Below are 13,936 nucleotides of genomic sequence, written 5' to 3' on the forward strand. Positions count from 1 at the left end.
GTCTTATCTGCCGGAACAGGTGTCGGTTCAACCTCTTTCAGACCTGCAATCGCATCCTCAAGCGCCTTAGCTGCGTTGTCAACACTTGTCTGGTCTGCATTTGCATCTGCATTTAACGTCTTTGCGTCTGCAAGCGCTTTTTCCATTGCTTCCCAGCTGTCTTTCGTATATTTTGACTCATCCTCTGCCGGGATTGCTTCTGCCTTAGCAATCGCTGCTGCAAGCGCTGTCTTATCTGTCGGAACTGGTGTCGGCTCTACCTCTTTCAGACCTGCAATCGCATCCTCAAGCGCCTTAGCTGCGTTGTCAACACTTGTCTGGTCTGCATTTGCATCTGCATTTAACGTCTTTGCGTCTGCAAGCGCTTTTTCCATTGCTTCCCAGCTGTCTTTCGTATATTTTGACTCATCCTCTGCCGGGATTGCTTCTGCCTTAGCAATCGCTACTGCAAGCGCTGTCTTATCTGTCGGAACAGGTGTTACTTCTTCAACCGCCTTGCCGTATACTTTCCAGCGTCCAATACCATTTGCCCGCTTTCCTTCTGCAACGGTTACATTCATACGGATGCTGGTAGTGGTTACCGGTTCTACATTAATGATATTGTACTGATCTGTATTCAGGTAGTTGTCAGAGATAATGGTCATCGGCTGCCAGTTACCATTCTCATCCAGATATTCCATTGTCACTTTTGACGGAACACCTGTATCGCCACCATCATCGTACCAGTAAACTTCGTTGCCCGCTACCTTAACCGTCTCATTCCATGTATAGCTTACCCAGAGAACAGTTCCTGACTCCTGGGACCAGTTGCCCCAGCCTTTTCCGGTTCCAAAAGCAGAGCTTTCCGGCTCAAAAGCAGGGTCATTGATTCCGTCTAATTTCTCCCAGGAAGATGTATAAGATGCTTCCGGTGTTGCATAAGGAGCGATATCACTGTCTTCCGCAAGGTCATTTACTGTGATTTCAACAGAATCGCTGATTTCACCGATTGCTGCTGTAATTGTTACTTTTCCTGTACCAACAGCTGTTACCACGCCATCCTCTACGGTAGCAATCGTCTCATCGCTGGAGCTCCATGTAAGAGCATCCATATTGGTTACATGCAATGGAGATGCCTCTACTGTAAGTTTTGCTGATTCCATCTTCTCAAGTTCGGTCTTTCCGGAAATCTTAAGGCTCTTTGCAGTACCCTTTGCATAGATTCCGAAATTATCAAGAAGTCCATTGTAATGCTCACTTGCCCAGAGAGCCCGGCCAATATACAGTGTACTGTCATTGCCAAGGATCTCCGTCAGACTGGATGCACATTCGGTCTCGCCTGCCAGTTCGTAATTCAGATAAATCCTGGTTCCGTCCTGACCAAAAATCACATCTACATGTGTCCAATCATCTCTGCCTACTGCAACTGTCTGGCTGGATCCTGCCACACCACGGCCGTCCAGATATCGCTCTACCACAAGTCCGGCATCATTTACAAGCCCACCCAGGTAGTGTTCTTTACGTCCGCCGTCTAACGGTGCTTTGTCATCAATGTTTGCAAAATACGGCCATCCGGACCATCCTGTGTTTGGCTTCATATCGAAGGAGAATGCAATCTCATCATAACCGGTCAGAAGGCTTCCGCCATCCTTATCCGTAACTTTGATGGATGAAGTTCCGTCAAAGCTCAGGCCATGTCCCTTGTGTCCTTCAAATTCCTGCGGTTCCAGAGTTCCGGTTACAGTACCTATTGCATAGTCGCCGCCGTTGAAAGTGCCGTCTTCATTCTTATCCTCAAAGTCAAAGTATGCAATTTCAGTTGTTGTGTCAACTACAGGTTCCGGTACATCACCGACTGCTTTCCAACGAAGAATACCAACGCATCCTGCTTCTGAGTTCTCGCTGTCATTCTTTGTACGAATGTATAATCTTACTGCTGTTGTGTTAATCTTTTCAGCAAACTTAATGGTATTGTACTGATTCAGTTTTACCATATCTTCATATGATGTTGTAAGTTCAGCTACTTGCCACTTGCCTGCATCATCCAGGTATTCAACTCGAATCTCTCCAGGAACATCACACCAGCTCGGTTTATTTCTATCGTTAGTTCCCCAGAATACTTCAAATCGGCTGATCGTCATCGGATCATCCCAGTCATACTGCAGCCAGCTCCACTGTCCTTTGCTATACCAGTTTCTGTATGCTCTACCGCCATTATAATTATCCGTAGAGCTCTTCGGCTCCCAGTCTTTCATGATATCATACGGTGAACCATAGTAATCATACCATGTATTGCAGGTCAGAGATGCTGCATATTCCAGATCGTTCTCGTCTACCACCGGCGGACGGAAGGATACTGTAATCTCTACAGGTCCGGTAACAGCTTTGACTGTATATGTATTATCTACAACCTGATCCTGTACTTCTTCACCATTTACAACCAATTTCTTCACAATATAGCCTTCATTCGGCGTCATGGTAATGACAAGATCATCGCCATCCTTTACCATGTCTGCCTGTGCAGTTGTGGCAATTGTACCTGTAAGTGGTGTACGGTTATTAACAGTTACATCAAACCATTCTTTTCCATCATCGGCGATGAGAAGTGTCTTAAAGTATGTTGTATAAGCAGATGATGCAAATTCCGGTGCAAACATTGGTCTGAAGGTATAACCCTTCGCTGTCAGAACCGGGAATCCATTCTTCTCATCCTTAGAAATCTTAATGGAATCAGAAATGGTGTTGGATAAAATCAATGTTGACCAATCTCTGTTTGTATCCTCTGCGGCCATTACTAACGGTCCATACATAACGCTCGATACAGTTGAAGCACCAAGCTTGTCCGGAGTATTATCCAGATGCAGTGACCAAGGAATTGTTACGTCGATCACATCACCGGATTTAATTCCTTCCAATGCTACATAGCTGCTTACTGCTGCATTTACTTCTACGTCTTTTCCATTTACTTTTACGTTCATGCCTTCAGTTGCCCAGTACGGCACACGCAATTTCATGGTAAAGCTTCCTGTTCCTTTTCCGGATACAGTGAACTTAGAAGTATCGGATGGGAATACAGTCTCCTGCTTTACGGTAAGATCTTTTTCTGCCCATGTTACCGTAGATGGCAGATACAATCCTACATACAGAGTGTCATTTGTCTTTACATAAGCTGCTTCCTGATATTTTACATGGTTTTCCATACCGGTACCATGGCAACAGGAGAAGGAATCATAGTCTCCGCCATAGCTTCTTCTCTGTCCAGGTCCAATTGGAAGCATATATGTGGTTCCGTTATGTCTGTTGTTTGTTACATTCGGGGTCTGGGAAGCCAGAATCTGATTATACAGTGTCCTCTCATAATAATCCATATACTCTGCATTATCCGGATCAAAGTTATTCAGCTCCTTCGTCAGCTTCAACATATTGTAAGCCGCACAGGTCTCACAGTTGCTGTCGCCAACGATATTATTTGCCTGCTTATATGGTTCTGTAAATTTCTCACCAGTACCTACACCGCCGATGGAATAAGCATAACGGGAAACTGCCATCTGCCAGAAGTTGGAGGCTACATCATAATAATAGCTTTCCGGTTTTCCGGCTTTTGCAGTTGCTTTATACAGTTCCAGCGCACCGATAATCTGCGGGATATGCTGGTTTGCATGACGTCCTGCAATATCATCATAGTTATTTGCCAGGTTATCAAAGAAGGTCGTATTATCAAACAGTTTTGCACCTTTAATAAATTCTTCGTCATCTGTGTAAAGATACAGTTTTGCCAGAGATTCATTAAATCCACCAAACTCACCGGCAATATACATATCCCACATTTTGGTCAACTGTTCCTGCGGCAATACGCTCAGACGGTTGATTGCCCATTTACCAAGTGCTGTTGCCGCTTCCAGACCCTCTTCACTTCCGGCATAGGTATAAGCATCCAAAAATCCTGCAATTAATTTATGCAGCGTATAGTATGGCGCCCAGATACCACTGTCAGGACTTCCATAAGGAACATACTGCTCCAGAAGTGCAAACTGGTCAGGAGAATATGCGCTGACAAAGCCCTCGCCCCACTCATTCGGGTCTTTACTCCAGTTAGCTGTCAATACACCCTTGGTTACGAAATCTTTTGCTTCGCCCTTGGACATCTTCTGCAGTGTACGCAGTTCATGTACCATTTCATTCAGTTTTACTTTCAATTCTGCATCACCGGTGGAAGCGTAAGCAAGTGACAATGCTGACATATAATGTCCGATCGAATGTCCGCGGAGAAGTCCTGTCGGCTCATCCCATCCCCCCAGAGGCTGTGCACCCTTCGTATCCTGTCCAAAGGTCTTACGGAAGTTATACAGCATACGGTCATTGTCCAGGAGTTTCAGATAAACAATGTCCCTTTCTCTGTTCTGAGTCAGGATAGATCCATCTTCACCAATTGCGTCCAGAGAAATATCATTCAAATCAAAGCCTTCAGAAACAGCTACCTTCACAGCTTCCGCCTCATCAACAACTGTTACCGTTGCTTTGATTGGATACGTTTCTCCTACAATAGCACCTTCTACTTTGAAACTTCTTGCTGATGCAAATTCAGAATCATCGATATAGCTTGGCCATGACGCTTTCAGCTTATTCTTTGTATCATCAGAATATGTTACAGTTACCCAGTTCGGCATTGTCGGAGCAACTCCTACACGGGTGGTAACTTCAATTGCATCATATCCTTTAATGGTAACTGCCTCACGGAATGCCAATACAGTTGCATCAAGTTCTACAGTTTTGCTCTCTGTTCCGTAGGAAACCGTAGCTTTAATCTTACCTGTTGCATTTTCCTGACCAAGTTCCGGTCTGGTTACTGTTGCTACGCCATCTTGAATTACAATTGCAGAGTTTTCACTTGTCCATGTAATGGCAGAACCCCACTCACCTGCTGTCGGAACATTAAAGCTTTCCATAAGCGCGGAAAGATCTCCAACCGCAGCTTTTGCTGCTTCTGCATCATGTTCAACGATCTGCTGATCGGTATATCGAGCTGCAACTGTTACATCAAATTCTTTCGTATCTGTTACACCATTGTATGCAATCGTTGCGGTCAATGTTACAGTAACATTTCCGGTCTCTGCATTCGGTCTCGTCACGCTTGCCGTACCATTCTCAATTTCAATTGCAGAGTTGTTACTTGTCCATGTAATTGTAGAGCCATTTACACCGGTTGTCGGCAATGTAAAATCTTCTGTTACCGCACTGGTATCACCCAGAGTCAATGCATCTTTGTCTGCAGATACGATACCCTCATCGGTTACATCATACATAGAAGCGATTTCCTCTGCTGTCAGTGCACGGTCAAACATCTTAACTTCTGCAAACTGTCCCTTTGTCGGAGCATCGCCAAACTGTCCATAGCCAATAAAGTTGTTGTCTGTCTCTGCCAATTCGCTGATATTAATGCCTGTATCAACGGTTTCACCAACCTGTGCACCGTTCTCATACAGGGACATATTTCTGCCGTCCAAAACCACGGTAGTCAGAACCCAGCGGTTCTTGTCAAAGTTTGTACCCTTAGATACACCCTTCTCATTCTGCCATCCGGAATTGGTAATCGCTGCGGAATAACCCTTAAATCCATCATTCCCGCCATCAGATAACAGATACATATATTTATTTGTATCTGTACCAATATCCCAGATTCTCTGATAACCAGTATCGGTAGAAAGATTTACCCACATACTGATCGTTGCCGCTGTCTTATCTTTTAAGATATTCTCCGGAAGTCTCAGGTAGGAACCATTCTCTCCTCCAGGAAGCTCTAACGCTTTTACTGTCTTTCCGTAGAGATTTACATCACTGATCTTATAACTTCCTTCTACTGCGCCTCCTACTCTTTCCAGTTTACCTACGTTCTGGTTCTGAGAAGCATCAGGAATCTCTGTCGCATAGCTGTTCTGCAGAACGAAATCGTAATACAACATCAGGTCTGCATCGGTATCCGCAGCCTTAGAAACCAATGCTGTTGCCGGAATAGATGTTATCACAAATGCTGCTGCAAGCAAAATGGATAAGCCTTTTCGCAAAAATTTCTTTGTCATTCTATATCCTCCTTTTTTCTTTTTCTGCGGTAATTGACAAGTATGTAATATCTTCCCCCTTTCTTACTTGTCAAATACACTGTGCATTTTTATTACTACTGCACACGCATTCTCATATATATCATACAGAATTCTCGCCGATTTCAAAATTCTAAAAAATTTAAAAAAGTGGAAATTTTTAAACTAGTCAATCACAATTCCTGCTTTTTTTGTTTTTCACACATAAAAAAGATTGTGCCTTGTGCGCAATCGCTGCGCGCGAGCGGACTATAACACAGTAATTTCCTGTTATATAAAAACAGAGCCACTGCAAAAATAGATAATCCATCTACTTTTGCAGCAGCCCTTTTATTTCTGCCTGATATTATCCAGCTTTCTCTGCCAATTCATCCAGATATTCATAACACAGATTTCCTTTTGCCCGCTTGTAATAAATGATTTCTCTCTTGGCATCGTCTTCCGTATTAATCGTGAATTCTTCCGTCTTTCCGGATTCGAGGTACACAGTTACGTGAAACTTGAAACCTCCGGCTGGCAGCGGTATGATCCGTTTACTTGCTGACGCCTGATTCCAATTATCAACCAGATAAGCGATTTCCTCAGAATCCGAAATCTCCAGTTCCACACCTCTGCTGCCGTCAAAGACCTCGATTTTCTCTACCTGCTGCGCATCAATATTGCAAAAGCGGGTAGGAACAAGGCACCAGACCAGAACCCCGATAATGAAAACCAGAACAATGATTCCTACTATTTTGAATCCTTTCTTCATAACTGCACCTCCCCTTTTCATAAATATAAAAAGATTTCATATCAAACACATTACCTCACATATATTTTATATCCAAATACCTGCGGATAATAATTAAATTTCACAAAACGCCCTCCTCTGTTCCAACCATCCATAACAAACAAATAATTAACTCCTGTATTACTAGAAGCATATCCGAAGCAATAAACACCATGCCCCTCTCCTCTTAAAATTGTCCCTGCTTTCGTATGCAAAACCAAATGAATAGGGCATTGTCCGTTTAATGCTGCCTTGTATTCAGAATATGCCGAATTTTTAGAGATTTTTTTATAATTCCAAACTCCAGTTGAGCTTGCGGACACTCCAAAAAAGTTAGCATATCCGTTAGTAATCATAAAATCAAAAGTCCCCGAAGAATCAACAGTAAGCATTCCTTGATGCACCAATCCAAAAATGGCCTGTGCTTTTGCCCAAAGAGTAGTTGCACCAGAGATTCTTGAATTGTTCATTACGGATGTTCGACCGCAATTATTCCCCCAGTACCATAGAATATTCGTAGCAGCAGTGGGATAACATACACCGCCACTAGAGAAATCTGTCATAATCCAATAGTCAGTCCCATATCCAAAAAGAGGGATTTTATAAATCGAATTCGTATTAAGATTGGCATCAGACCAATCAATAATACCGCCTCCAATAGTTGCATTAACTGCTGATGCTTCTGTATCTGAAATAGAAACATTCTTTCCTTCATATACCGAATAGTATTCTCCATTTGAAAGCGGTTTATAAAGCAACCCCGCACCATTATAAATTATACGCTGTTCAGAACTTTCAATTGTTTCATCCATTGAATTTGCTTGCATCTCTTGTTCTAACTGTTCTCCAAGAACTCCATTACTTTCAAATGAAAACTCCACTAAAGGATCTTCTCCGGAAACCAAACTCAAAAGAGTATATCCTGCAGGCTGCCCATCTTTTTGAAAAGTAATATAATATCCAGTAATCATCCCATCTGTACCATATAAACGAACAAAATCATCTATTTCTATGGAAGAGTCTTCTTGAGAAGTTTGCATAAAATGTAGTGCATATGAACTAGCCTGTTCATCAGTAGGATATTGGTTCTCGTTAATATCATTGGCGTAAGAGGTTATCGAAAAAGCAAAGAAAAACAAAAATGTTAAAGTAGGCATAAATATTTTTTTCATACAATCACTCCTTATATTTTAGCGGTTAATAAATAACAAAAGGAAAAAGCGCTATTCACAGGGGTGATAAACAGCAAAAAGCAAAACAATTATTTTCTGTTATTATAACATAATTATTTTTATAGTTCAACATTTTTATCTATATAGAGACATATTTTATTCTGTTTTTTAAAGCAATATTTAAATTTCAACAATTAATTCTTGCCGTCTAAATTTGTCAAAAAGCATTGGACGTCTTTACATCTATATAGATTTTAAAGACGTCCAAGACTACTGTTTTCTACTTCTTATTTGTCATATAATTTCAGGAATCTACTGACAATCGTTGCACATTCCGCACGATTTGCATATCCCTGTGGATTCAGCATACCATTATCTCCGGTGATAATCCTATTTCCCACGCACCAGCGCATCGCTTCGTATGCAAATTCACTTACACTCCCCGCGTCAGGATAAGAGGAGAAATCAGCCTTTTCTCCCAAATCATACCCCTTCTTATTCACATAGCGGTACATCATCACCGCCATCTGCTCACGGGTAATATTATCTGCAGGACCAAACAGTCCTGAATCGGTGTAACCGGTTACTACACCAGCTTCATTTGCCCAGATAACCGCTTTCATAAACCATGCATTTTCCGGCACATCCGGGAACGCATCCTTATAATCCACTTCCGGGCATCCTTCCAATCTGTATACAATCGTCGCGAACTGCGCGCGTACCAGGTTATCAGCAGGGCCAAATACGGTATCTGTAAGCCCGGTCATCAGTCCTCTCTCATATACAGAGTTTACCGTATCATAATACCAGTCGCCCTCATTGACATCGATAAATTTGTGGACAGGCTCTGTCGGCGTCGGATCTACAGGATCCGGGTCTACCGGGTCAGGGTCTACCGGGTCAGGATCTACCGGGTCAGGGTCTGCTTTCTTATTAACCGTCACCTCAAAAGCTGCCGTCTTACCTCCATAAGACACGGTTACCGTCTGCTTCCCTTCCTTCGCACCATCGTAACCGCTTACTTCATAGTCTGTCACAGGAACCTCTGTCCCATCACTATAGACAGCAATTACCTGCAGTCCGATAAGGTCTATCTCATCTCCAACCTGGTAGACAACCTTAGCCGGAGGCGTAATCCGGATCGATGCAAGCTCCGGTCTTAACTCCAGCTCTTTTACTGCTTTTTCCAGCGCCTCTTTCTCTGTATCCACTTCGCTTTGAAGCGCCGTCTCATTGTTCAGAACTATTTCTGCCTTCTCGATTGCCGCCTGCAGTTTTCCGTAACTTTCTTCTGTGTATTTGGAAGCTTCGTATGCTTTCGCTCCCTCAATGGCTGCCTTCAGGCCGCTCTTGTCAGAATCAATCACAATCTTATGATAATCTGATGCCGCCAGCTTCAGGTGCTCCGGATTACTGGTGTGAAGAACCACCACATAATCATTATCTGTTCCTGCATTATTGATAAATGGATCTGTACCAAGGGTCTTCAGTGAAGCCGGAAGCTGCACACTTTCCAGATACCCTTCCTTGAATGCGTAAGCTCCGATGGTCTCAACGCCTTCCTCCAGCACAAGCTTGCGCAGGGTAATTGCCTTGAACGTCCCCTCAAAAGCAGAATCTCCGATTTCCTTTACATTTCCCGGAATGGTAAGCTCCGTCAGATGATGCAGATGGAACGCTTTTCTTCCGATTTTTGTCACCGATTCCGGAATCGTTAATGTTTCAAGTCTTGCTCCTGCAAATGCCATGTCCCCGATTTCTGTAATAGTATCCGGTATTTCTACGGAAGTCAGATTGATATTCATGGAGAAAATCCCCTGCTCCAGCTTCGTCATTCCCTTAGACAAGGTTAATTCGGTAATAGCATTTGTTGCAAATGCCCCGGCTCCGACCGTAGTAATGGTGTCCGGAAGCACCAGCTTTGTCAATTGATTGGAATTAAACGCACTTCCTCCGATTGTCGTCACAGATTCCGGGAATTCCACCGTCTGCAGGCTATTATAACGGAACGCCTCTGCCCCGATTGTCTCCAGTGTATCCGGAAATACAACCGTCTCCATTCCATTTGGCGACTCCACGCTGTCTTTCCCCTGTATCCACTCGCCGTCAGGAATCTTAAATGCCGCATCGCCGATTGCCGTAATCTCCTCTCCCGCCGGATTGATGGTCGGAATCACAAGATTATGGTTGGCAAGTCTTGTCTGATTGCCTTTTTCGCTCCAGCCAGTCACCGTTGTCCCATCATAGGTAAAGTCGGTCATGCTCCAGCCGGTTCCCACAATCTGGTTGTAAATTACCGTATGGTTCGTTCCTTCTGACACAATCCCTGTTGTAGAATTCAAATGTTCTTTATTGGATGTATATAACTTCACTTTGCCATTCGTACACTCTTTAAATGCATCCTTATGGAGTGTGGTAAGACCTGCCGGAATCTCTGCCTCGGAAATGGCACAATTGCGGAAAGCGGTATTGTCAATCGTTTTTAAATTTGCACCAAATGTAACTTTCGCAAGGGTAGATTCCAAACCTTCCTGCACAATCGCAAATGCACTTCGTCCAATGGTTTCTACACTGTCCGGAATTACCAGTTCCGTCAACTGATGGTTACCGAAGGCATCCCTGTCAATTGTCACAAGGGTAGACGGCAGACTCAGTGAGGTTATCTGTGCTCCCTGGAATGCTCCGCGCCCGATGGTTTCCACACCCTCAGGGATAACCACCTCTTTTACGCTGCTGCTGGTAAAACATGCCTGCGGAATTGTCTTCAGGTTTCCTGACAGTTTCACCTTCGCAAGCTGTGCGCTATTTCCAAAAGCAGACACTCCTAATGTTGTAACGCTGTCAGGAAGTTCCACTTCTATAAGATTCGTCCAATTAAACGCCATATTGCCGATGGTTTCTACTGTTTTCGGAATGGAAACCGTCTCCATATCTGTAACCGCCGCACCGGTTCCGGCAAATGCTGAAGCACCGATTGCAGTCACTGCCTCGCCTTCCGGCGTAGTCTCCGGCAGAACCACATGCTTATTCTCCTGCAGCTTTAACTTTCCGCTATCAGAAAATCCGGTAATCGTCGTTCCGTCGAAGGTAAAATGAACCGCATTCCAGGGCTGAAGCTCTTCCGGCATAGCACCTAAGATCAGCTTCTGCACATAAGACTTGGTACCTGTAGGCTTTGTCCCGTCTCCTTCTCTGTCCAGATGTGTAACCAGGTTTTCATTGAAAAGCTCCTCATTGTCCGTATACATATAGACAATGCCGCCCTTCTTCTGGGCAGCGGTCGCCCCTTCGTCCGTCACCGGCTCCATACCGGTACACTGCAGGAATACGGAATTGGGCAGCTTCTCCGTCCTATCCGGAAGCCGGACTGACTTAATCAGATTGCTTCCAAATGCCTGCGGATCCATATTCAATTTAAAATCACAGGTCTGCGGGAATACCAATTCTGTAATCTGGTTTTTATAAAAGCCTCCCGTAGAAATCCACCAGATAGTGTGTGGCAGCGTCACTTCCTGAAGCTGGTTTGAGGCAAATGCCTGCATATCTACCAGTATCACACCTTCCGGCAGCGTCAGGCTGGTCAGTTTATTTCCATAAAATGCCTGCCGCTGGATAATGAAGTTTCCTCTCTGGGTAAGCCCCTCGGCTATATACGCTCCTTCATAATCTGCCATCACGCCTTCCGGCAATGTCAGGCTTTCAATTCCCTGGTTCTTAAATGCACTGGCGCCAACGCCGATAACCGGATTGCCATCGGTATCCTTCGCCGGGATTACCAGATCTTTGTTATTCTCCAGCTTCTGTGTCCCGCTTTCGGAAAATCCCGTCACTCCAATACCCGAAATCAGCACTTTCGCCGAAGAATCCGTCGCGGGATAAAGCTCTGCGCTGATCTCTCCATAAGTGAAGTCTTCCGGATTCCACTCTCCTTCCACGCGAAGTACCAGCTTATGGTAAGTTGACGCCGGGAAGTTCTTCGCATCCTCATATTGCTCTTTCGACCGGAGAATGACCTTCGTCACCACCGTCTCCGCATCGTCCGAAAATTCCTTTTCAAAAGTCTGTGCATATAATTTTGTCACAGTTGACGGAAGAACTACTTCCTCAATCGCTTTATTACGGAAAGCTCTGTTTCCAATCTTTTCAAGTCCTTCCGGCAGCGTCAGCGTCGTCGCCGTATCTTTCATCAAATAATTCTTTGTTGAGAATGCATAGCTTCCAATTTCCTTCACGGTGGAAGGTATCGTTATGGATGTAAAATTATTACCCGCAAAGGCATTGTTGCCTATTTTGGTAATTCCCTCAGGTATGGTAATTTCCGTCAGATTCTCCATCCAGTTCTTCCCATCACTGCACCCAAAAGCCCCCGCCGGAATTTCCGTCATGCTTCTGGAAATATGGATATTGGAAAGAGTCGGATTGGTAGCAAATGCTCCTCCTCCCAACGTAGTCAGTGTATCCGGCAAGATAATCGCCGCCAGTTGATTCGTCTGAAAAGCCGCAAGTCCGATCTCCTTCAAACCATTCGGGAAGGCAATGCTTGTCAGGTTATTCCCCATAAAGGCGCGGTCGCCGATTCTTACCAGAGTATCCGGAAGCTCCACGCTGTCGAACACTTCCCCCTCTGCACCAAATAAGCCATAGGTATTGGTCGTGTCCCCAAGCTCTGTCACTTCCTCCCCCGATGGTGTTGCAGAAGGAATTACCAGTTCCCGGTTCTCCTTCCTCTTTTCGATCCCTGACTCAGAAAGTCCTGTAACCTTCGTCCCCTCAAAGGTAAAATCATCCGCATTCCAGGATGTGCCTGCACCCGGGTCTTCTCCCAGAACCAATTTCTGATGCCAAGATTTCTGGGATTCCGCTGTCCTTTCTATATGATGGATGCGCTCCATATCAAAGAGCGCTTCATTGTTCGTATACATATAGACAACGCCGCCCCATTCTTTCTGCTCTTCCGGTGCATCTGCCGGGCAGTCTTCCATTCCCGGGTTCCAGTAAAACACCTTCTTCTCTACCACTTCCATATAGTCCGGAAGCCTTACGGACTTAATATTATTGTGCGCAAATGCAAAAGCGTGAATCTGCGCCTGGAAATCACAGGTCCGCGGGAATCCCACTGTAGTTAAATTATTATAAGCAAATGCGGAGTTCTCTAACCACCAGAATGTATGCGGAATCGACACAGACTCCAGCTCATTTCTTGCAAATGCAGAAGAGCCAATCATAATAACCCCTTCCGGTAATACCAGGGACGTTAGCTTATTCTTATAAAATGCACTTGCCCCAATCAGAAAATTCCCTCGCCGTGTTACTGTGTGAGTAAGTGTGTCATCATAATCCACCATCATTCCTTCCGGCAGTGTCAGCGATTCGATTCCCTGTTCTTTAAATGCTCCGTCCGCAACTCCGATAATGGTCTCACCATCCGGTGTTTTCGACGGAATTACAAGGTTCTTGTTCGTCTGAATTTTCTCCACACCGGACTCTGAGAATCCGGCCACTGCCTGTCCGCTGATAACAATCGTCCTCTGATAATCACATCCGTTCATGGTCTGCGACATCTCTGTATAGACGAAATCTTCAGCCGTCCACTCTGTCTCAGAAGCCTGATCCCCCAGCAGTTCCAGGACTTCTGTATCCGTGCTTTCTGTTCCATCTGTGCTTCCTGCGGCAAATGACGTTACGGTCATGGACAGGCTGAGCACAATCGCCAGAAACAGAGACAGGATTTTCCTCTCTTTTCTTTTTTTCATACTATACCTCCTTTTTCTCGTGCCATTTTGGCATCTTTTTCCTCTTTAACCCCATTATATACCATGCTCTATCTTGCTTCTATGGAAGCATTTATTGTTTATTTTTATAAATTTGTTTTTATATTTGTTTTTTCTATGAATTAAACTTTTCATCTAATTTCCTGTTAT

The 13,936-nt window shown here is 44.4% G+C and carries 4 protein-coding genes; all 4 read right to left on the reverse strand.

The window, feature by feature from the left end:
* A partial coding sequence (locus OCV99_RS04995) for a beta-L-arabinofuranosidase domain-containing protein (protein ID WP_158368803.1) occupies positions 1–6,056 on the reverse strand: 6,056 nt, incomplete at its 3' end.
* A 364-nt stretch (positions 6,057–6,420) separates the two neighbouring features.
* Positions 6,421–6,825 carry a hypothetical protein gene (locus OCV99_RS05000; RefSeq protein WP_158368805.1) on the reverse strand — a complete coding sequence of 135 codons (405 nt, stop codon included), beginning with the start codon at positions 6,823–6,825 and terminating at the stop codon, positions 6,421–6,423.
* Positions 6,826–6,875: 50 nt separating this feature from the next.
* Positions 6,876–8,015, reverse strand: coding sequence for a hypothetical protein (locus OCV99_RS05005; RefSeq protein WP_158368807.1), 1,140 nt, complete (start codon positions 8,013–8,015; stop codon positions 6,876–6,878).
* 287 nt (positions 8,016–8,302) lie between these two features.
* On the reverse strand, positions 8,303–13,768 hold the full coding sequence (locus tag OCV99_RS05010) for a leucine-rich repeat protein (RefSeq protein ID WP_158368809.1): 5,466 nt from the start codon (positions 13,766–13,768) through the stop codon (positions 8,303–8,305).
* Positions 13,769–13,936 lie beyond the last annotated feature (168 nt).

This window comes from Dorea acetigenes, assembly GCF_025567385.1.
Lineage (GTDB): Bacteria > Bacillota > Clostridia > Lachnospirales > Lachnospiraceae > Claveliimonas > Claveliimonas acetigenes.